Consider the following 20,846-nt stretch of genomic DNA (forward strand, 5'->3'; position numbering starts at 1 on the left):
GATCGGATACCTCACACCCGTCGAGAAGGAGAACGAGTACTACCGTGAGATCAACTCCCCGCGTCAGCCGGCGCTGGTAGAACTCGCCCTCCACTAAACCCGGGGCGATTCAGTCAGTTAGGCGAGAGTCACGATGCTGAGGTCCGTGCCCTTGGGCAGGTATTGCCGGAGCAGCCCGTTGGTGTTCTCGTTGCTGCCGCGCTGCCAGAGCGAGTGCGGGTTGCAGAACTAGATGGGGATCCCGGTCTTCGTGGTGAACTCGGCATGCTTTGCCTTTTCGGCTCCCTGGTCCCAGGTAATCGTCCGCGCCAGCGAAGAGGGCAACGCCGTGATCGCCTCGCGCATCGCGGCCTCTACCCGCTCAGCGCTTTTCCCATCCGGCAAGTGCAGCAGCGTGAGCCTGGTGCTGCGTCCGACGAGGGTTCCGACGGCGCTGCGACTGTTCTCGCCCAGGATGGGGTCACCTTCCCAATGCCCGGAAACAGCACGATCCTCGACCTCCGCCGGACGCTCGCTGATCATCACCATCCTTGGGAGTCGCCCGCGCCTGTCGTTCTCCGTCCGGGGCTTTCGGGTCCTCCGTTCTGATCTCAAGCACCGTGCGCGTTCACGACGCGAATGCCCGCATCCCTGCACGGACGGGAACCGGTAGATCGTCTCGTGACTCACGTGCATCTCCGGGTCGTCGGGATGCTCCAACCGTAGGCGCGCGGCGATCTCCTGCGGCGACCACAGCTTCTTCAACTGCCCCGTCACCGCCTCGAGCAGCCGCCCGCCGTCGAGCTTGAACGGCTTCGGCCTGCGAGCCTGTTCGGGTGCATCCTCATGCGCCCACACGGAGTACTTATCGCGTCCGCCACCGCGCTCGATCTCACGGCTGATCGTCGAGACGGCGTGACCGAGACCACGCGCGATCACGGTGAGAGTATCGCCACGAGCGAGACCGACAAGGATGAGCTCGCGATCCAGGACAGTCAGATGACCTGCCCGAGGCTCCCACCCGAACGGCTTGCCGTCGAGATGGAGTCCTTCCCGAGCCATCTTCCCGACCATCGGCGCTGTGCACCCGACCTCGCGAGCGATATCGATGGGTCAAGTCCCCGGTAGTGGTGTAATGCTCGGTCCTTCGATCTGAGGGTTAGGCGCTGAGTTCGAGGGCGGTGTCGGTCACCTCCTCGATGCCGGTGTCTGCGACCAGGGTGAGGCGGCTCTTGGCGAGGATGTCGAGGCCGAGGTAGCGGCGGCCTTCGGCCCATTCGTCGGTCTGCTCGGCGAGGACGGCGCCGACGAGGCGGATGATCGCGTCCCGGTTGGGGAAGATGCCGACGCAGTCGGTGCGGCGACGGATCTCGCGGTTGAGACGCTCGTTGGGGTTGTTGGACCAGATCTGCTGCCAGAGGCCCTCGGGGAACCCGGTGAACGCGAGGATGTCGGCGCGGGCGGTGTCGAGGTGTTCGAACGCGTCGGGGAGTTTCCCGTCGACGTAGTCGAGGAGCCTGTCGAACTGGGCGTGGACAGCATTGGCGTCGGGTTGGTCGTAGACGGAGTGCAGCATCGCTTTCACCGCCGGCCACATGGTCTTCGGTGTCACGGACATCAGGTTGGCGGCGTAGTGGGTGCGGCATCGTTGCCAGACGGCGCCGGGCAGGTTCGCGGCGATCGCGTCGACCAGGCCTTGGTGGGCGTCGGAGGTGACAAGGCGGACTCCGGCCAGGCCGCGGGCGACCAGGTCGGCGAAGAAGCTGTTCCACGCTGCCCCGGTCTCGCTGGTGGCGACGCGGAGGCCGAGGACCTCGCGTCGCCCGTCCGCGTTGACGCCGGTTGCGACGAGGACGACCGCGTTGATCACCCGCCCGCCCTCGCGGACCTTCATGGTGAGCGCGTCGGCAGCGACGAACGTGAACGGGCCGGCCTCCCCCAACGGCCGGTGCCGGAACTGGTCGACGTGCTCGTCGAGCTCGGCCGCCATCCGCGACACCTGCGACTTCGACAACGAGTGGATCCCCAACGTCTTCACGAGCTTGTCCATCCGGCGCGTGCTCACCCCGGCGAGGTAGCAGTCGGCGACGACGGTGATCAGCGCCGTCTCGGCCCGCTTGCGGCGCTCCAGGAGCCATTCGGGGAAGTAGGTCCCGGTGCGCAGCTTCGGGATTTGAACGCCGATCGTGCCGACGCGGGTGTCAAGGTCGCGGTGCCGGTAGCCGTTGCGTTGCGCGACTCGATCCGTGGACGCCTGGCCCCATTCCGCGCCGACGACTGCGTCGACGTCGGCGGAGAGGAGCGCGTTGATCATGGTCTGCAGCAAGCTGCGCATCAGATCCGGCGACGAATCGGCGAGGGCTTCACCGAGCAGGCGGGCAGGGTCGACAATATGAGGTGCGGTCATCGTGATGATGCCTTTCGAGTGGGATGTGAGAGTTTCCTCGAAGGATCACACGGTGGCCGCGCTCACGTCGTGAGCAACGAGCCGGCCACCGGGCTACACCACTTTATGGGGCCCTACTTATCGATGAGCCGCCACCCCTTGGAATGAAGGCGGAGAGCGAGCTGCTTCTGCTCACGACTGTCCTCTCCGACTCGCTCGAGGTCACCCCTTGGCGCTCACACCGTCGATCTGCGCCTGCCGCACCCACCGGCGCAGCGACTCGGCACCGAACCCGAGCCGAGCAGACACGCTCTCGCACGTAGACGACAGGTTCGGGTACTCCTCGAGATGGTCGAGCACGAGCCGAAACGCGCGCTGCTTCGTCTCCTCCGGAACCCTCTTCGGCATGATCAACAATCTTCGTTCCAGACTCGAAAGGAAGCGGCATCAAACCGGGGACGGTTCGAAGGCCCGTGCGAGTGCGCCACAGCCGGCTGGGTCCAGTGGTTCAACACCGACCGCACCCACGGCTCCATCGACGACCTCACCCCCATCGAGCCCGAGCAACTCGACTACGCTCACACCGAACCCGTCGAACGAACGGGCTGACGCCACCGAAACGCTCTCCTGACATCCCGGGGCGTCTCAGTACAGTTAGCGGACGGTCCAACCTCCATCGATGAGATAGGCGGCCCCGTGAACGAACGCGGATTCGTCGTTCGCGAGGAAGAGGGCAAGGTTGGCGATCTCCTCCGGCTGCGCGTAGCGGCCCGCAGGAACGGCACGCACCGACTCCATAACCGCGGCGTCACCGGATTCAAAGAGGGACTGGGTCATCTCCGTTTCGACCGCCCCGGGACAAATCGCGTTCGCTCGAATGCCCTTCCTGCCGTAGTCAGCGGTGAGTTGCTTGGTGAAACCGATCACGCCGTGCTTGGCTGAGGTATAGGCGATTCCGCCACCGCCTGCGACGAACCCCGCAATCGATGAGGTATTGACTACAACCCCTCCGCCGCGATCGATCATCGTCGGCAGCAATGCCTTCGTGACGAGGAAGAGGCTCTTGAGGTCCACATTGAGGACATGGTCCCAGAGCTCCTCACTCGTCTCGAGGAGCGGGGCGTAGGAGTCAAGAACGCCGGCATTGTTTGCGAGGATGTCCACGCGTTCGAAGCGGCTAGTGACCAGTTGCGCGGCGCGCGTGACGGACGCGGCATCGGATACATCCACCCTCACGGAAATCGCTTGGCCTCCGTGGCTTTCAATGATATCCGCCGTCTCCTGCGCCGCTTCGGAGTTGACATCGAGCGCCGCGACAGTCGCGCCCTCAACTGCGAAGCGCGCGGATATCGCTCGTCCCATGCCCGAACCTGCGCCCGTCACCACCGCAAATTTTCCCTGGAGTTTTCCATTCATGTCGCTCACATCACTTCCGTGCGCTGCATCATCACTGTCGGTTTAGCCCGGCGAGGGAGATGTACTTGACGTCCATGTACTCGTCCATTCCCCAGGAACCGCCTTCACGGCCGAGGCCACTCTCCTTGACGCCCCCGAACGGCGCCTGCACGGCCGAGATAGATCCGTCATTCGCCCCGATAGCGCCGTAGTCGAGCGCCTCAGAGACCCGGACGATTCGATTGACATCTCGCGTGAAGAAGTAGGCGGCGAGACCGAAGGGCGAGTTGTTCGCCTGGCGCACGACTTCTTCCTCGGTATCGAATTCAAAAATCGGCGCCACCGGCCCGAACGTCTCCTCCTGGGAGACGAGCATCGTGTCGTTCGCCCCTCCGAGCACGGTCGGCTCATAGAAGTGTCCATTGTCATATGCCGCGCCAGCCGGACGTTTGCCGCCGATCAGCACCGTGGCGCCCTTGGCGATAGCGTCGGCGACGTGTTCTTCTACTTTCTCGACCGCTGCAGCTTCCACCAAAGGCCCGACTTCGACTTCGGCGTCGGTACCGAGACCGATCCTCATCGTGGCCAGTCTCTCGACGAGTCGGCGGCTGAATTCCTCGGCGATCGGACGCTGTACATAGATGCGGTTCGCAGATACGCAAGTCTGGCCCATGTTGCGCATCTTCACGGCAACGGCCTGCTCGACGGCATGGTCGAGGTCTGCATCGTCAAAGACGATGAAAGGTGCGTGGCCGCCGAGCTCAAGCGCCAGGCGCTTCATGGTGGCGGCACCCTCGCGCATGAGGATCTTGCCGACCTCGGTCGACCCCGTGAATGAAACGATACGGACCCTGCTGTCGTCCATGATGGTGCTGCTAACGCGCGAGGCGCGCGAACTCGTCACTATCTGTAGAACGCCTTTCGGTAGCCCAGCTTCGGTGAACCAGCGGCCGATCTCCAGTGCCGAGAGGGGCGTGAGCGCAGCAGGCTTCACGATCATGGGGCAACCAGCTGCCAAGGCGGCGCCGAGTTTGCGAAGGATCTGAAGGGCCGGGAAGTTCCACGGCGTGATTGCGACGGCCACCCCCGCGGCCTGTTTGATCGCGACGATCCGCTTATCCGGACCTGTTGCGGGAACCGTCGTGCCGTACGTGCGGCGGGCCTCTTCAGCGAACCAATCGATGAAATCGAGCCCGTAGTTAATCTCCGCCACCGATTGGTGGAGCGGCTTTCCCTGCTCTAGTGTCATTATCTCGGCCAGGCGACTCATATCAGCTCGGGCAACCTCCGCAGCTTTGCGTAGGATGCGCGAGCGCTCGAGCGCCGGGGTCGCCGCCCAAGCCGCCGATACCCTCTCGGCAGCATCGATCGCGCGGGTCATGTCCTCGCCGTCCCCGTCGGCGACCCGAGTGACTTCTTCGCCTGTCGCGGGGTTGTTGACAGGAAAGGTCTGACGCGCGGCAGCGTCCTGCCAGGTGCCGTCGATCAAGAGCTTTGTGAGAAACGTTGTCATTCGGAAGGGTTCCTGTTCTTTGGGCGTCGACGACCGCGAGTCAGAAAACGATGGACGCTCGGGCTACCGATCGTGACTCGCCATCACGGATTGCGTCACGGAGGTTTTCAAAGGCATGCGGCTGTTTGGTGAGTGATTCGAATGGATAGCGTTCCTGCGTCCTGCTTAGGAACGCGAGCGCCCGGTTGAGATACCAGGGGTCGTAGCGCAAAGCGCCGCGGACGGTCAGGCTTTTGCGGGTTACGGTGCCGGGGGCAATCGATACCTCAAAACCTTCGCCAACGTTGAGGTTTCCTACTGAGACGACTTCCCCACCAACCCGAGCTAGCGCAACCGACTCGGGAAACGCGGCCGCGACGCCGGTCACTTCGAGCACGATGTCCGGGCCCTTGCCGGTTGTCAGCTCGAGGACTCGTTCGACTCGAGCTTCGCTCGTGTCGAATTCGTTCATATCCACGATCTCGTCTGCGCCGAATTGCTTCGCGAGAGCGATCCGATCGCGGACGCCCTCGATCACTATCACTCGTGCACCCCGTTCTTTCGCAACTGCGGTGGCGTAGAGGCCAAGCCCGCCAGCCCCCTGGATGAGCAGGGTGGAATCGTCGCGAAGCCGAGTGTGGTCGAGCGCGAAGATCATCTGGGCTAGCCCACAGTTCGCGCCCGCCGCGACTGCGTCGTCGAGCTCTTCAGGCACTTTGAAGAAGTACTGGTCTGGGCTCACGTAGTAGTGGGTGGAGAGGCCCCCAAAAAAGTGCGGCGGTTGATCCGGATTCTTCGACCATTCCCGCAGTGCATTCTGGCACATTCCGAGATCCCCTCTGAGGCAGGAGGGGCAGTGGCGGCACGTGACGTAGTAGACCGGTACGACCCGGTCACCGACATGGACGGACGTGCCCGCGTTGTCCGTCTTCACTCCAGCCCCGAGTGCTGCGACATCGCCGACGAACTCGTGGCCCAGGACCGCTTGCTTGAGTGCAGGACTGTTGTAGTGGTACTGGTGGATGTCGGAACCGCAGACATTCGCGCGCCGTGTCTTGAGGACGAGCCCCCCCGGCTCTGGTTGCGGGACGTCATAGCTCTTGAACTCGAACGTGTTCGGCCCCACCATCGCTGCAACTGTGCCTAGCAAGAGCGCTCCTTCGCATCGTACGTTCTTTGCCGGTCTGGCGGACACCATCCGCCGGTGGGTCAAGCGTAAGAAGTCGTGTTCGGCTACAGATGTCCTACTTCGCTACAGTGAGCGGACGCTGCTTTCGTCGAGACTGGGCCGGTACGAAGAGGTGCAACGCGAAAGGACTCAGCGGAATGACTACACATGGCCACGCGCGTCGACTTTGGGCACTCGACTCTCCTACTCTCACCGTCCAGTCGGAAACCCTCCTTTACGGAACGAGCGGCGAGATCACCATCCCGGTTCCCTCGTTCCTGATCGAACATCCCAAAGGCCTGGTCGTCTTCGACACGGGTCTGCATCCCGACGCGATCGAGCATCCGGACCGGGTCTATGGCTCGGAGCTTGCGGCCGATCTCGGGATTGGCGGGAGCAAGGACTCGCGTCTGGATCGACAGATCGAGGCGCTCGGCTACAAGCTCAGTGATGTCACTCATGTGATTTCGTCTCATGGCCACTTCGACCACACGGGTGGTCTCTTTCTTTTTCCAGAGGCGAAGCACTACTTCGGAGAAGGCGAACTGCGCTACGCAAGTTGGCCTGATCCGATCCAGAGTTTCGTCTACCGCCGCGAGATGCTCGATACCGTTCGCACGCTCGACGTTCGCGAGGTCCCCGGCGACCTTGATCTTTTCGGCGATGGAGCGATCACAATACTGGCCACGCCGGGACATTCCCCCGGTGAGGTGAGTCTCGTAGTGAGGCTTCACTCGCGAACTTTCATCTTGACGGGCGACGCTGTGCACCTTCGGGCGGCACTTGAGCAGGAGTATCACTTCCCGATAGATGCGGACACTGCTTCTGCCGTGCGTAGTCTGCGCAAGCTGAAGTATCTTCGCGAGAGCTTGGACGCCACCATCTGGATCAGTCATGACCCCGACGACTGGGCTGAGTTTGCTCACGCTCCCGGCTTCTACGAGTGACGGAGGTCTCGATGTCCATCCTTGTCGACTACCGGTGCGCGAGCTGCGCAACAACAGTGGAGGCGTACGTTTCCGTTCCCGTCCCTGAACATCAACCGTGTTACACGTGTGGGGGCACCCGCGACCGCCGCTGGGCGCCCGTTGGACTTGTAGTAGGCGGCGGTGACCAGCCGGCGGCACCGGCACATCGGAGAGGGGGACGCTCGCTTTGCTCGAGCAACCCCGACGTACCAGGCCTCTGCCACATGTCTGAGAGCGCCGGACGCGCGTGGATCGCCCGCTATCGGGGCGACAATCGTGCGCTTGATGGCGAACTCGCGCGTCAAGAACGCGCCGCGGCAGTAAGACGTCCGACGATCGACGACGCGGTCACGCACGGCCACTTTCCGGAGGTTCGTGGCCGCTCTCACGATGAGGGTTGATTCGCCGGGACTGGTGCAGCGAGGGGCGACAGTTTCGGTTTAGGCCGCGAGGGCCAGGTTGGTGCTCATGATGGTCTCGAACTCGATCGAGGTCCTCGAGGGTCAGTAGCGCCAACCGCTGACCCAACCCGAGGACCTCGACGTGTCTCACCCTAATTCGCGGTGCGCTGCTGTCGACGGCGGTCGAAAACTGGTCAGTTTCGGCGGTGAAAAGTGAACACTCGACGATTGGAGAGTGATCACTTTGGAGGACTGGGCATTGATCCGGCGGTTGGCTGCGGAGGGCGTGCCGAAGGCGCGTATCGCGGAGCGGTTGGGGATCTCGAGGACGACGGTGTTGAAGGCGGTGCGGTCGGACTCGCCGCCGCGGTACGAGCGGACGCCGACGCCGTCCTCGTTCGTCACGTTCGAGCCCCGCGTGCGGGCGTTGCTGAAAGAGACTCCGGATATGCCGGCGACGGTGCTTGCCGAGCGGGTCGGGTGGGAGGGGTCGATCACCTGGTTCCGGGCGGGGGTGAAGCGGCTGCGACCGGAGTTTCGGCCTATCGATCCCGCGGATCGACTGACGTGGGATCCGGGCGACGCAGCGCAGTGTGATCTCTGGTTCCCGCCGAAGAAGATCCCGCTCGAGGACGGCACGACGAAGTTGCTGCCGGTGTTGGTGATCACCGCCGCTCATTCACGGTTCATGGTCGGGCGGATGATTCCGACGCGGATGACGGAGGATCTGCTGCTGGCGTCGTGGGAGCTGATCCAGCACCTCGGGCGGGTCCCACGGAGGTTGATCTGGGACAACGAGGGCGGGATCGGGCGCGGTCATCGCCCCGCGGCTGGTGTCGCAGCGTTCATGGGGACCCTCGCCGCGAAGCTCGTGCTGCTGCCGCCTCGTGATCCGGAATCGAAAGGTGTCGTGGAGCGGCGCAACGGGTGGTTCGAGACGTCGTTCATGCCGGGCAGGTCGTTCGCGTCCCCGGCGGACTTCAATGCGCAGTTCCAGGACTGGCTGAACAAGGCGAACGCTCGCATGGTTCGCACGATCCGAGCTGCTCCGGTGGATCGGCTTGACGCGGACCGTGCGGCGATGCTGCCGTTGCCCCCGATCCCGATCCATCTCGGTTGGCGCAACAGCATCCGGTTGGGCAGGGACTACTACGTCCGCCTCGACACCAATGACTACTCCGTGGACCCGACGGTGATCGGCCGGATGGTCGACGTCACCGCTGACTTGGAACGGGTGAAAGTCCGCGCGGACGGCCGGATCGTCGCCGATCATGCCAGGGTCTGGGCGCGCGGGACCACGGTCACCGACCCGGTGCACGTGGAGACCGCGGCGCGGCTGCGCAAGCGGTTCCAGAGCCCGCGCGTAGCCGCGGTCGGTGATGACCTTGCCCGCGACCTCGCCGACTACGACCGGGCCTTCGGGCTCGTCGCTGACGAGGTGAGTAGCTGATGGCCCCGACGAAATCGACTGAGGCGGTCAAGCAGATCACCTACTTCGCCGGCGCGCTGAAAGCCCCGAGGATCACCGACGCGGCGACTCGTCCCGCCGACCAAGCCCGGGACGCGGGCTGGTCATTCAAGGACTACCTCGCCGCCGTTCTGGAACGCGAAGTCTCTGCGCGCAACGCCTCCGGCGCGGAGCTGCGGATCAAAGCGGCTCTTCGGACATTCGGTGGGGGTGAGGCTCGCCGGGTGAGGTTCAGCGGGTAGGGGTCGAGGTCCTCGAGGATCAGTAGCGCCAACCGCTGCTCCGACCGAGGACCTCGACGTGTCTCACGATAGTTCGGGGTGCGCTGATGCGCGCCCCGCCGCTTGCCGCTGTTCCCGCTGCGACCTGCTGCTCGGCCTCGAGGGGGTGCAGGTCGAGGATGTCGAGCGACGCGAGAGCGTCATGGTTGTGACGGTCTCGACGCCGCCGCAACCGGTGGGGTGCCCGGGCTGCGGTGTCCTCGCGGTCGGTCACGGTCGCCGCCGGCGGCTGCTCCACGACGTGCCTGGGGCCGCGCGGGTGCGGATCGTGTGGCGGCAACGCACCTGGCGGTGCGTTGCGGTCGAGTGCTCGAGAAGAACCTTCGTGGAGCAGCTCCCCGTGCTGGTCACTCCACGCGGTTCGATCACGACGCGAGCGGTCGCGTGGGCGATCGGTCAACTGCGTCGCGAGCACGCCACCATCGCCGGCTCGCCCGCCAGCTCGGGACATCCTGGAAGACCGTGTGGCGCGCTATCGAACCTGAGTTGGTGCGGCTCGCTGCGGACGAGTCCCGGTTCGAGGGCGTCACGACTCTCGGGGTCGATGAACATGTCTGGCATCACGTCGACCCCCGACGGCGTGGCCCGAAGGAGCTGACCGGGATGGTCGATCTCTCCCGTGACAGTGCGGGAAAGACACGGGCCCGGCTGTTGGATCTCGTGCCCGGCCGGTCGGGAAAGGCATACGCGACCTGGCTCGCCGAACGAGGACCCGCGTTCCGGGAGAACGTGAACGTGGCGGCGTTGGACCCATTCGCCGGATACAAGACCGCGATCAACGACCAACTCGAAGACGCCACCGCAGTCCTCGACGCTTTCCATGTCGTCAAGCTCGGCACCGCGGCCGTTGACGAGGTTCGCCGCCGCGTTCAGCAAGACACCTTGGGGCATCGGGGACGCAAGGGCGACCCGCTCTTCGGGATCCAGACGATCCTCCGCGCCGGAGCCGAGAACCTCACCGAGAAGCAGCGGGCACGGCTCCTCGCTGCGATCAACGCCGATCCCGCGCACGAGGAAGTGTTCATCGCATGGCAGTGCGCCCAGCAGCTGCGCTCCGCCTACCAAGCAAAGGACCTGGCCGAGGGGCGCCAGATCGCGGAGAAAGTCGTCGACAGCTTCCACACCTGCCCGATTCCCGAAGTCGCGCGCCTCGGACGCACCCTCCGCCGCTGGCGCGACGCGTTCCTCGCGTACTGGGCCACGGGCCGCGCGAACAACGGCGGCACCGAGGCCATCAACGGGATCATCGAGCTGCACCGCCGCCTCGCCCGCGGCTACCGCAACCGACACAACTACCGCCTACGCATGCTCCTCGCCGCCGGCGGCCTCACCCCATGACCCCCACCGAATGTCCGAAGAGCCATCAAAGCCGCCGGATTCCCCGCACGGAAGACTCTCGAGGACTTCGACTGGGACACCCAACCCACCATCCGACCCCAGGTCGCCGCGCTGGCCTCAGGCGGGTTCCTTACCGAAGCCCGCAACATCGTGCTCCTCGGGCCGCCCGGGACCGGGAAGACCCATCTCGCGACCGCGCTGGGGATCGTCGCCGCGAAGCACGGACACCGGGTGTTGTTCGCGACCGCGACGGACTGGGTCACCCATCTCACCGACGCCCACCGGCAAGGGAACCTCCCCAAAGAGCTCGCCCGGCTGCGACGCTACGGGTTGATCATCGTCGATGAAGTCGGCTACCTCCCCTTCGAGCAAGACGCCGCGAACCTGTTCCTCCAACTCGTCTCGTCCCGCTACGAACACGCCTCACTGATCCTGACCTCGAACCTGCCGTTCTCCGGCTGGGGCGGGGTCTTCGGCGACCAGGCCGTCGCTGCCGCGATGATCGACCGGATCGTCCACCACGCCGACGTACTCACCTTGAAGGGCGCCAGCTACCGGATCCGCGGACGAGGCCTCGACAGCCTCCCCAGTATCCGAACTACGACCGACGAAACGCCTGGCTAGACTGCCCGCAACCGTTCACTTTTCAAACGTCGAAACTGACCAGATCTGAAGCGTCGCCGACAGCTGCTGCGCTGTGCCACCTGCCCGTGCTCTCGCTGGGCTCTGTTGCGTGGCCTCGATGGTGTTCATGTCGAGCACGGCGACCGGCGTGCTGGGCTGCTGGTGGTGACGGTCTCGCCCCGGCGGGTGTGACGCGTTGCCCATCCTGTGGTGTTCTCGCGGTCGGTCGGTCGAGGCACTGTGGGTTGAGTTACGCATGCTCAGGATCGGTGTCGGCCTCGCGGTTGCGCAGAATCGACGATGGTGCTGGTTTCGGTCTCGTTCCTGACCACCGAACACGGCTCCGTCAGTCAGCGGATTCAGCTTCAGGAAGAGACGCGCAGTGCCGTAGTGCACTGACGTAGCCCTCGTGGTTGCGGTCAAATCGTTCGACGGGCGCGGTGAGTGAGAGAGCGGCGCGTACCGCACCTTCGAGTAGCACGGGCGCACTGATCGAATAGACCCCTGTCCGCAGCTCCTCGCGGTCGTGCGCGACGCCGGATGACCGTATCCGGTTGAGTTCGGCATCGAGTTCAGAGCGACTGCGCAGAGTCTGCGGCGTGAGGGCCGCGTATTGGTAGCCGGCGAGGACCCAGTTGCGGAGGTCATCGTCGGCGTAAGCCAACAGCACTCTCGCTCCTACCCGGGCGTGGATGTCATCCGAGAAGCCGACGACGAGACCAGAAACCCGGACGGCGTGTTCCCCTTCGACGACGGCGATTACGCGGATCTGATCGCCACGCCAAGCGGTCAAGTAGCACGATTCGCCCGTCCTTTGCGCGAGTTCGACCAGCGCGGTGCGGAGTTCGGCGGGTGGGCGGAGGTGTTGCAGGACACCGTCGGCGATGCGCTCGCTGGATGCACCGAGCTCGAAGCGTCGCGTCGCGTCCTTTCGCAGCAGGCCCTCTTGCACGAGCGTGGTCAACAGGTGGTGCGCAGTTGGTCCTTTGAGGTCGAATCGTTCGGCAATCTGGGCGCCCTGCACCCTCGGATTCTCGGCCACGAACACGAGAATTCGCGCCGCTCGTTCCACGGACTGGATCGTCGTCACCATCGTGCACCCTTGACAGCTCGTTCGCGTGTTCTCATAATATCGGCAGATAGCCGAACTTGATTTCATCATATGAATTCGGTCGGAGCAACAAGGGAGTTGTAGAAGTGTCGACGAGCAGCCAAGAATCGATCGCATCGGTGATGAGTCGCGGAGGTCGTCCGGCGAACAGCCGCCGTGAGATAAAGATCATCGACACCACGTTGCGGGACGGGCACCAGAGTCTATGGGCGACCCGCATGCGCACCGATCACATCGTTTCGATGGCGGATGACTTCGACAAGGTCGGTTTCGAGCAGGTGGATCTGGTGGCGCCAATCCAGTTCGATGTCGCGGTCCGTTATCTGAAGGAGGACCCGTGGGAGCGGGTTCGACTCGCCCATCGGAACGCACCCAACTCAAAGTTCAGGGCGCTCATCCGTTCGCGGAACATCGCTGCGTTCGACTTCCTCGCTGACGATGTGATTATCGCTTGGGTTGAAAGCTTGTACGCGAACGGGTTTCGGGTGATTGGTTCGTTCGATGGGCTCAACGACGTTGACAACATCGTGCCGGGGCTGATCCGGGCCAAGGAGTTGGGTGCGTCCACGTTCGGGGCGGTGTCATTCTCGGAGAGCCCCTTGCACACTGATGAACTGTTCGTCTCGAAGGCCATCGAACTGATCGAGAAGGCCGACGTTGACGCGATCATGCTGAAGGACGCTGGCGGTCTCTTGACGCCGGATCGGGTCCGGACGCTCGTGCCAGCGCTGAAGGACGTTATCGGTGAGAGATCTCTGGAGGTGCATACCCACTCTCTGACCGGACTTGCTCCGCTGGTCTGCCTGGAGGCGGTGGAGCTTGGTGCTGACGCGCTGCACCTATCGATCTCCCCACTGGCAGCGGGCAACGGGCAACCCTCGGTACAGAGCGTCGTCCGAGACCTTCGAACTCTTGGCTACGTCGTAAACATTGACGATGAGCGGATCGAAACCATCAGCAAGAAGATCGTTCAGATCGCCGAGGCAGAAGACAAGCCGCTGGGTGTCCCCATTGAGTACAACGGTCTGCACTACATGCATCAGACTCCCGGAGGCATGCTCTCGAACTTCCGCTCGCAGCTGGAGACCGCTGGCCTCGCCGACCGGTATGACGAGCTACTCGTCGAGGTGGCTCGGGTGCGTGAAGAACTCGCGTATCCGATCATGATCACCCCGTTCGCGCAGTTCGTAGGAACACAGGCGGTGATGAACGTCATGTCTGGAGAACGATATTCGGTAGTGCCCAATGAGATCAAGAAATACGCGCTGGGGTACTACGGAAAACTCCTCGGTCCGATCGATCCCGGTCTGCGCGAGAAGATCATCGCGAACGGCGCCTCCGACATCGCCCTGGAACCTGCACCGATTCCGTCGATGCTTCCCGACCTACGTAGGCGCCATCCCACCGAGAGCATCGACGTGCTGCTCCTGCGTGCCATGTTCGCCGGTACGCAGGTTGACGAGATGCAAAGAACCGTGGCTGGTGGCGGAAATCCGGAAGAGATTCCGCGGCCAGTCCTCAGCCTGGTCAAGGCTCTGCATGGAATGAGTGAAACGGGTACACACACGTTGAACGCGGGAGACCTGCGAATCACCCTCAACAAAGGAGAAGAAGCACATGTCGCTTAACCCGCCCGATATCAAGGAACTCAGAGCCATCGTCGATTGGGTCAACCTAACCGAGGATGTGCGAGAGCTTTCCATCAAGTACGGTGACGTTGAGCTTTTCGTATCGCGAGATGGCGCGCCCTCCCGGGCCGAAACAACCCGCGCTTCTGTGAGCGCACCGGCCCCTGCCCCCGCATTGGAGAACGAGGCCGTCGCCGAAGTCCCGCCGTCTGCCCCGGCGGCAACCGATGGGGCGAGCTTCGAATCGTCTTCCACCACTGCATTGGCCGCGAACGAGATCACGGTGACCGCGCCGATGGTGGGTGTCTTCTACTCGGCGCCCAAGCCGGGCGACCCGCCCTTCGTCTCAGTGGGAGACCAGGTCCACCCGGACACAGTGGTTGGCATCGTCGAGGTCATGAAGCTGATGAACAGCCTCGAGGCCAAGGCCGAGGGCACCGTCACCAAGATTCTCGTGCAGAACGAACAGGCGGTCGAGTTTGGTCAGCCGCTGATGGTGATTACGCGCAATGGCTAAACCACTACGGAGCGTGCTGATCGCGAACCGGGGGGAGATCGCCCTCCGCGTAGTTAGAGCATGCAAAGAACTCGGTATCGAAAGCGTCCTGGCCTACTCGGAGGCAGACAGGGACTCATTGCCAGTGAAGCTCGCCGACCGAGCTGTCTGCATCGGGCCTGCGCAGGTGAACGCAAGCTACCGAAAGGCCCGCGCAGTCGTAAGCGCGGCGCTCGCCTACAAGGTCGACGCCGTCCACCCCGGCTACGGATTTCTCTCCGAGAACGCGGACTTCGCCGCACTGTGCGAACAGGAAGACATCGGATTCATCGGCCCCTCGTCGGACATCATCCGCCGGATGGGCGACAAAATCGAGGCGAAGGTCATCGCTCGCCGTGCGGGAGTGCCCACCGTTCCGGGATCACTTGGCGCGATTGCCCAGTACGACGAAGCCCGCAGCGTTGCCAATGAAGTCGGGTTCCCGCTGTTAATCAAAGCTGCGGCAGGCGGCGGCGGACGCGGAATGCGAGTCGTGGAATCAGCAGACACGCTCGAGCGTGATCTGTCCGAGATCATGTCAGAGGCCGAGGTCGCGTTCGGCGACCCGTCTGTGTACATCGAGCGGTATCTCACAGACATCCGTCACATCGAAATCCAGGTCGTCTCCGACGGCGATACCGTTCTGCACCTTGGCGAGCGCGACTGCACCACACAACGACGGAACCAGAAGCTCATCGAGGAGTCGCCGTCGCCTGCACTCGATGCAACTCTTCGGCAGGGGCTCGCCGACGCAGCCGTCGCGCTGTGCCGTGAGGTCGGCTACAAGAACGCCGGTACGGTGGAGTTCGTTTTCGACAACCTCGAGCGCAAGTACTACTTCATCGAAATGAACACGCGCATCCAGGTGGAACATCCCGTGTCCGAGATGGTCTCGGGGCTCGACCTCATCAAGCTCCAGCTACTGATCGCCGGCGGCGCAGCGATCGGTCTCACGCAGCAGGACGTCGTCATTAGCGGCCACGCGATTGAGTGTCGGATCAACGCTGAAGACCCGGAGAACAACTTCTCGCCCAGCCCGGGTAAGATCACAAACTTTCGTTCGCCGGGCGGCTTCGGGGTCAGACTTGATACCCATGTCGAGTCGGGCTACATGATTCCGCCCTACTACGACTCGATGATCGGCAAACTGATCTGCTGGGGCAGGGATCGCGACGAGGCAATCGTTCGAACGCTTCGGGCGCTCGACGAGCTCGTTGTAGACGGCATCATCACCACAGCCGCCTTCCACAAGGAGATCCTCGACAGCGGGAAATTCAGAAGCGGAGACTTCAACACCGCCTTTGTCGCTGAGTTCTTGACAAGCCGCGGCACGTGAGCTTTTCGTTCCACAAATACGAAGGAGAGCAGATGTCCCTCACTACCCCAGTTAGTCGTTTGGTCCTCGCCGACCTCATCGGCCGTTCGTCTATCCGTGCTCGCGCGCTCACTGTCGATGCGGGCCTTGTGATCGCTGGCGTCGCTCTGGTGGCGCTGCTGGCCAAGGTTTCCTTCTTCATCGGCCCCGTCCCGATCACTGGGCAGACTCTCGGTGTCATCGCTGTCGGCGCCGCCCTAGGTTCCCGACGCGGTGCTGCAGCGCTCACGACATACATGCTTGCCGGGCTAGCAGGCATGCCCGTGTTCGCGGGCGCAATCGCCGGACCCGCGTATGTACTTTCACCGTCCTTTGGTTTCGTGGTTGGCTTTATCCCGGCCGCGTTTGTTGCCGGATGGTTCGCTGAGCGTGCATGGGATCGCAAACCTTGGCTGGCTTTCTTCGGCTTCGCAGCGGCGTCGACCGTCCCGTTCCTCATCGGAATCCCCTATATGTCCCTTATTCTCGCGACAGTCTCCGGGCAGCAGGTCACAGTGGGGTCCGTTCTCGAGATGGGGCTTTGGCCCTTTATCGCCCCTGGGCTGATCAAGGCTGGAGCGGCCGCGCTCGTCATCCCGGGCGCCTGGCTACTAGTTCGCGCCGTCGACCGATCGAAGCGGCACTGACAGAATCCTCTCCGCATGTGGCACAAGGGGCCATGCGCGCCCATCGTGCGGGATCGAGACTTGGGACGACTTTATAGAACCCCCAACCAGAGCGAACAGTTCTGAGGAGGACGCGTGATCGACAAGACCGTGCCCACCGTCGAAGAGGCGGTCGGCGACATTCCCGACGGGGCCACCGTCATGATCGGCGGGTTCGGGCGGGCAGGACAGCCCGTCGAGTTGATCGACGCTCTCATCGCGCACGGCGCGGGTGACCTTACGATCGTGGGGAACAACGCCGGCAACGGCGACACCGGCTTGGCGGCGCTTCTCGCCGCCAAACGTGTGCGCAAGATCATCTGCTCCTTCCCGCGCCAGAGCGACTCCTGGGTTTTCGACGGGCTGTATCGGGCGGGCGAGATCGAACTCGAACTCGTGCCCCAGGGCAACCTCGCCGAGCGCATCCGGGCTGCGGGGGCGGGCGTCGGCGGGTTCTTCTCGCCGACCGGCGTGGGCACGCAGCTGGCCGAAGGCAAGGAAGAGCGTGAGATCGACGGACGCCGGTACGTGCTCGAGTACCCGATCAAGGCTGACGTCGCGCTGATCAGCGCGCTCAAGGGCGACCGGTGGGGCAACCTCGTCTACCGTGAGACCGCGCGCAACTTCGGCCCGATCATGGCCTCGGCCGCCGCCACGACCATCGCCCAGGTCGACGAGACGGTGCCTCTCGGTGCGCTCGATGCGGAGTCGGTGGCGACGCCCGGCATCTTCGTCGACCGTGTGGTCGCGCTCGGCGCACGTCGGTGGCTGCGGGACGGGGAGTTCATCGGCGGTGTCGACCTCGAGGGGCGCCCCCTCGACGAGACCGCCACGACGAAGGAGGACGTGAAGTGAGCACCCGCATCAGCCGCGACGACCTGGCCCGGCGCATCGCCGCCGACATCCCCGAGGGTGCCTACGTCAATCTCGGGATCGGCGCCCCCACCCTGGTCGCCAACTTCCTGCCCGCCGATCTCGAGATCATCCTGCACACCGAGAACGGCCTGCTCGGCATGGGCCCGGCGCCCGAGGAGGGGCGCATCGACCCCGACCTCATCAACGCCGGCAAGCAGCCCGTCACCGCGCTGCCGGCGGCCGCGTACTTCCACCACGCCGATTCCTTCGGCATGATGCGCGGCGGTCATCTCGATGTCTGCGTGCTCGGCGCATTCCAAGTGGGCCAGAACGGCGACCTCGCCAACTGGTCGACCGGGGCCCCCGGCGCGATCCCGGCCGTGGGTGGGGCGATGGACCTCGCGATCGGGGCGAAGGACGTCTACGTCATGACCGACCTGCTCACCAAGCAGGGCGAGTCCAAGCTCGTCGAGGCCTGCACGTACCCGCTCACCGGGGTCGGATGCGTCAGCCGCGTCTACACCGACCACGGCATCTTCGACGTCACTCCCGACGGCTTCGCCGTGCGTGAGGCGTTCGGCGAGAACACGGTGGAGTCCCTCGCGGAACTCACCGGACTGACACTCGTGGATGCCGCGGCGGCGCCGGTCGTTGAGTGAGCGCAGCGAGACGAAACGCGAAAGGAATCGTGACATGACCGCTACCTACATCTATGACGCCGTGCGCACCCCGTTCGGTCGAGCGGGCGGTGCCTTGGCGGGTGTGCGCCCCGACGACCTCGCCGCGATCGTGATGAAGGCCGCCGCGGAGCGCACCGAACTCGATCCCGCGCGTATCGACGACGTGATCTTCGGCGATGCCAACCAGGCGGGCGAGGACAATCGCAACGTGGCCCGTTTCGGCGCTCTGCTGGCGGGTTTCCCCTCGAGCGTTCCGGGTGTGACGGTCAACCGCCTCTGCGGGTCGGCGGTCGAGGCCATCATCCAGGGATCCCGGTCGATCGAGGTGGGCGACGCCGACGTGATCCTCGCCGGTGGCGTGGAGTCGATGAGCCGCGCGCCGTTCGTCGTCGAGAAGTCGCCGAAGCCGTGGCCGGCGGGCAACCAGACGATGTGGAACACCTCCATCGGGTGGCGCATGGTCAATCCCGCGCTGCGTGAGGAGTGGACGATCTCGAACGGCGCATCGGCCGAGAAGCTCGCGGAGATCTACGAGCTCTCCCGCGAGGAGCAGGACGCGTTCGCGCTGCGCAGCCACCGCCTCGCCGGCGAGGCATGGGATGCCGGCGTCTACGACCGCGAGATCGTGCAGGTCGCCGGTGCCGAGCTGGCCCGCGACGAGGGCATCCGCGCCGACACGACACTCGAGAAGCTCGGTTCGCTGCGGGCCCTGTTCGCTAAAGACGGCTCGGTGACCGCCGGCAACGCCTCGTCCATCAACGACGGGGCATCGGCCGTGCTCCTGGGGGCCGAGGGCGTGCTCTCCGCGGAGCCGCTGGCCCGCATCACGGGCCGCGGCGTCTTCGGCAACGATCCCGACGTCTTCGGCGTCGCCCCCGTCGAGGCGGCCAACCGGGCGCTGGCCCGCGCGGGTCGCACCTGGGCCGACGTCGACTTCGTCGAGCTGAACGAGGCGTTCGCGTCGCAGTCGCTCGCGTGCCTGAAGCTGTGGCCCGAGCTCGATCCCGAGAAGCTGAACATCCACGGCGGCGCGATCGCGATGGGGCACCCCCTGGGTGCCTCGGGCGGGCGCATCATCGGCCACGCCGCGCACGAACTCGCACGCCGGGGCGGGGGAGTTGCGGTCGCCGCGATCTGCATCGGCGTCGGCCAGGGGCTCGCGGTCGTCCTCGAGCGGTGACCCGCCCCCTGTCCGGATTCATAACTCACCCTCAGGAAGCGGGCGTTGTGAATCGCCTGTAAGCCTCTGAAGTGGCTGGCCTGGGGTCGGCTGGCAGGGTGAACCGGCCTTTTCGTTCCTAATCGGGAGCCTTGTTCGGCCGGTGCTGGATTGGGCGATTCCAGGTCAGCGTAGGAGGCGACCTCGACCTCGACCTCGATCTGCTCGACCGTTCGCCGTGGGCCGCTCTGGTGGATCAGCTCTGTCTTGTCGAGGTTGTTGATCGCCTCCGCCAGGGCATTATCGCGGTGGAAGATGGCCTCGATCCGGCGCTTCGTCAGCTTCGACGCAGCGGCCGACGTACTCACCTTGAAGGGCGCCAGCTACCGGATCCGCGGACGAGGCCTCGACAGCCTCCCCAGTATCCGAACTACGACCGACGAAACGCCTGGCTAGACTGCCCGCAACCGTTCACTTTTCAAACGTCGAAACTGACCAGTTCTGAAGCGTCGCCGACATCCAGCAGTGAATCGCCCCGGGTTTAGTGGAGGGCGAGTTCTCCCAGCGCCGGCTGACGCGGGGAGTTGATCTCACGGTAGTACTCGTTCTCCTTCTCGACGGGTGTGAGGTATCCGATCGATGAGTGCAGCCGGTTCTCGTTGAACCAGTGCACCCAGGACAGCGTCGCGAGCTCGAGCTCGTCGGCGGTGCGGAACGGGCCGTCGATCTTCACGCACTCGGTTTTGTAGAGCCCCACGACCGTCTCCGCGAGGGCATTGTCATAGCTGTCGCCGACAGAGCCGATCGAGGCGATCGCGCCGACGTCGGCGAGTCGTTCGGAGTAGCGCAGAGCGGTGTATTGACCAGGTTCAACCGGTCGTTGCAACACCGGGTTGTTGGAGCAACTGTAGCTGCTCGCTGAATGCCTCGGCGGGTGAACCGCCCCAGGTGAACCGCCCCAGGTTCTCTGCCGCTGTTATGCGGGGTGCGGCTCTCGGGTGAGGGTCGCGTAGTAGGTCTGCTCGAACTCGTCGGGGCTGAGCATGCCGAGGCTACCGTGGAGCCTGCGGTGGTTGTACCAGTCGACCCAGCCGGCCGTGGCGTACTCGACGTCGGCGAGGGTCTTGTAGGGGCCGTCGTGGAAGACCGTGGTGCGTATGCACTCGGTCTTGTAGAGCCCGTTCGTCGTCTCCATGAGGGCGTTGTCGAGCGCGTCCCCGGCTGATCCCACCGATGGGGCGATGCCGTCGAGCGCGAGCTTCTCGGTGTAGGCCAGCGAGACGTACTGCCTGGGTTCAACCGGTCGTTGCAACACCGGGTTGTTGGAGCGAGCGTAGCTGCTCCTCGAACACTTCCGCG

At 64.3% G+C, this 20,846-nt stretch carries 21 protein-coding genes and 2 pseudogenes; 12 read left to right on the plus strand and 11 right to left on the minus strand.

Going from position 1 to position 20,846, the window contains the following annotated elements; translation table 11 throughout:
* Positions 1-126 precede the first annotated feature (126 nt).
* From M4I32_RS14495 to M4I32_RS14520, 6 genes and pseudogenes are all read right to left on the minus strand, one after another.
* Positions 127-1,089, minus strand: a pseudogene (locus tag M4I32_RS14495) (IS30 family transposase); the annotation flags it as partial.
* Positions 1,090-1,138: 49 nt separating this feature from the next.
* Positions 1,139-2,386 (minus strand): IS256 family transposase, encoded by a 1,248-nt coding sequence (locus tag M4I32_RS14500; protein ID WP_319035195.1) that lies wholly within the window; start codon positions 2,384-2,386, stop codon positions 1,139-1,141.
* A 201-nt stretch (positions 2,387-2,587) separates the two neighbouring features.
* Positions 2,588-2,773, minus strand: a complete 186-nt coding sequence (locus tag M4I32_RS14505) for a hypothetical protein (RefSeq protein ID WP_319035196.1) — start codon at positions 2,771-2,773, stop codon at positions 2,588-2,590.
* Between the two features lie 246 nt (positions 2,774-3,019).
* On the minus strand, positions 3,020-3,781 hold the full coding sequence (locus M4I32_RS14510; protein ID WP_319035213.1) for a glucose 1-dehydrogenase: 762 nt from the start codon (positions 3,779-3,781) through the stop codon (positions 3,020-3,022).
* A gap of 31 nt (positions 3,782-3,812) precedes the next feature.
* The gene (locus tag M4I32_RS14515) at positions 3,813-5,273 is read right to left on the minus strand and encodes an NAD-dependent succinate-semialdehyde dehydrogenase (RefSeq protein WP_319035197.1); all 1,461 of its coding nucleotides are present in this window, start codon (positions 5,271-5,273) and stop codon (positions 3,813-3,815) included.
* Between the two features lie 40 nt (positions 5,274-5,313).
* Positions 5,314-6,381 (minus strand): zinc-binding dehydrogenase, encoded by a 1,068-nt coding sequence (locus M4I32_RS14520; RefSeq protein WP_319035198.1) that lies wholly within the window; start codon positions 6,379-6,381, stop codon positions 5,314-5,316.
* A gap of 197 nt (positions 6,382-6,578) precedes the next feature.
* Between M4I32_RS14520 and M4I32_RS14525 the strand changes: the two genes are divergently transcribed.
* The gene (locus M4I32_RS14525; RefSeq protein ID WP_319035199.1) at positions 6,579-7,367 is read left to right on the plus strand and encodes an N-acyl homoserine lactonase family protein; all 789 of its coding nucleotides are present in this window, start codon (positions 6,579-6,581) and stop codon (positions 7,365-7,367) included.
* Between the two features lie 569 nt (positions 7,368-7,936).
* Here the strand turns inward: M4I32_RS14525 and M4I32_RS14530 are convergent.
* Positions 7,937-8,194, minus strand: coding sequence for a hypothetical protein (locus M4I32_RS14530; protein WP_319035216.1), 258 nt, complete (start codon positions 8,192-8,194; stop codon positions 7,937-7,939).
* Here M4I32_RS14530 and istA point away from each other — a divergent pair.
* Together istA and M4I32_RS14540 are read left to right on the plus strand one after the other, a co-directional pair.
* Positions 8,076-9,239, plus strand: a complete 1,164-nt coding sequence (gene istA, locus M4I32_RS14535; RefSeq protein ID WP_319035214.1) for an IS21 family transposase — start codon at positions 8,076-8,078, stop codon at positions 9,237-9,239. The genes M4I32_RS14530 and istA overlap by 119 nt on opposite strands.
* A complete protein-coding gene (locus M4I32_RS14540) occupies positions 9,239-9,499 on the plus strand; it encodes a hypothetical protein (RefSeq protein ID WP_319035200.1) in 261 nt (86 codons plus the stop codon). The genes istA and M4I32_RS14540 overlap by 1 nt, the downstream gene beginning before the upstream one ends.
* Before the next feature lie 19 nt (positions 9,500-9,518).
* On the opposite strand, the gene M4I32_RS14545 is transcribed toward M4I32_RS14540, so the two are convergent.
* Positions 9,519-9,776: a hypothetical protein gene (locus M4I32_RS14545; RefSeq protein ID WP_319035201.1), complete on the minus strand. Its 258-nt coding sequence runs from the start codon at positions 9,774-9,776 to the stop codon at positions 9,519-9,521.
* Positions 9,777-9,844: 68 nt separating this feature from the next.
* Here M4I32_RS14545 and M4I32_RS14550 point away from each other — a divergent pair, with 68 nt between their 5' ends.
* Both M4I32_RS14550 and istB read left to right on the plus strand, forming a co-directional pair.
* The gene (locus M4I32_RS14550; protein WP_319035202.1) at positions 9,845-10,876 is read left to right on the plus strand and encodes an ISL3 family transposase; all 1,032 of its coding nucleotides are present in this window, start codon (positions 9,845-9,847) and stop codon (positions 10,874-10,876) included.
* Positions 10,877-10,900: 24 nt separating this feature from the next.
* The gene (gene istB, locus M4I32_RS14555; protein WP_319035215.1) at positions 10,901-11,500 is read left to right on the plus strand and encodes an IS21-like element helper ATPase IstB; all 600 of its coding nucleotides are present in this window, start codon (positions 10,901-10,903) and stop codon (positions 11,498-11,500) included.
* A 346-nt stretch (positions 11,501-11,846) separates the two neighbouring features.
* On the opposite strand, the gene M4I32_RS14560 is transcribed toward istB, so the two are convergent.
* Complete coding sequence (locus M4I32_RS14560; protein ID WP_319035203.1) at positions 11,847-12,593, minus strand: IclR family transcriptional regulator; 747 nt, start codon at positions 12,591-12,593, stop codon at positions 11,847-11,849.
* 104 nt (positions 12,594-12,697) lie between these two features.
* On the opposite strand from M4I32_RS14560, the gene M4I32_RS14565 reads away from it, so the two are divergent.
* The 7 genes from M4I32_RS14565 to M4I32_RS14595 all read left to right on the plus strand — a co-directional run bounded on the left by M4I32_RS14565 (position 12,698) and on the right by M4I32_RS14595 (position 19,508).
* Positions 12,698-14,239: a hypothetical protein gene (locus M4I32_RS14565; protein ID WP_319035204.1), complete on the plus strand. Its 1,542-nt coding sequence runs from the start codon at positions 12,698-12,700 to the stop codon at positions 14,237-14,239.
* A complete protein-coding gene (gene accB / locus M4I32_RS14570; protein ID WP_319035205.1) occupies positions 14,229-14,756 on the plus strand; it encodes an acetyl-CoA carboxylase biotin carboxyl carrier protein in 528 nt (175 codons plus the stop codon). The genes M4I32_RS14565 and accB overlap by 11 nt, the downstream gene beginning before the upstream one ends.
* 13 nt (positions 14,757-14,769) lie before the next feature.
* Positions 14,770-16,110 (plus strand): acetyl-CoA carboxylase biotin carboxylase subunit, encoded by a 1,341-nt coding sequence (gene accC, locus M4I32_RS14575; protein WP_319035206.1) that lies wholly within the window; start codon positions 14,770-14,772, stop codon positions 16,108-16,110.
* Entirely contained in the window at positions 16,107-16,775 is a 669-nt protein-coding gene (locus M4I32_RS14580; RefSeq protein WP_319035207.1) for a biotin transporter BioY, read from the plus strand. The genes accC and M4I32_RS14580 overlap by 4 nt, the downstream gene beginning before the upstream one ends.
* A gap of 114 nt (positions 16,776-16,889) precedes the next feature.
* Complete coding sequence (locus M4I32_RS14585) at positions 16,890-17,648, plus strand: 3-oxoacid CoA-transferase subunit A (protein WP_319035208.1); 759 nt, start codon at positions 16,890-16,892, stop codon at positions 17,646-17,648.
* The gene (locus M4I32_RS14590) at positions 17,645-18,307 is read left to right on the plus strand and encodes a 3-oxoacid CoA-transferase subunit B (RefSeq protein WP_319035209.1); all 663 of its coding nucleotides are present in this window, start codon (positions 17,645-17,647) and stop codon (positions 18,305-18,307) included. Before M4I32_RS14585 ends, M4I32_RS14590 begins: the two co-directional genes overlap by 4 nt.
* 34 nt (positions 18,308-18,341) lie before the next feature.
* Positions 18,342-19,508, plus strand: a complete 1,167-nt coding sequence (locus M4I32_RS14595) for a thiolase family protein (protein ID WP_319035210.1) — start codon at positions 18,342-18,344, stop codon at positions 19,506-19,508.
* A 520-nt stretch (positions 19,509-20,028) separates the two neighbouring features.
* On the opposite strand, the pseudogene M4I32_RS14600 reads toward M4I32_RS14595, so the two are convergent.
* Positions 20,029-20,349, minus strand: a pseudogene (locus M4I32_RS14600) (integrase core domain-containing protein); the annotation flags it as partial.
* Positions 20,350-20,463: 114 nt separating this feature from the next.
* A partial coding sequence (locus M4I32_RS14605) for an integrase core domain-containing protein (RefSeq protein ID WP_319035212.1) occupies positions 20,464-20,846 on the minus strand: 383 nt, incomplete at its 5' end.

Source organism: Microbacterium sp. LRZ72 (genome assembly GCF_033792225.1).
GTDB lineage: Bacteria > Actinomycetota > Actinomycetes > Actinomycetales > Microbacteriaceae > Microbacterium.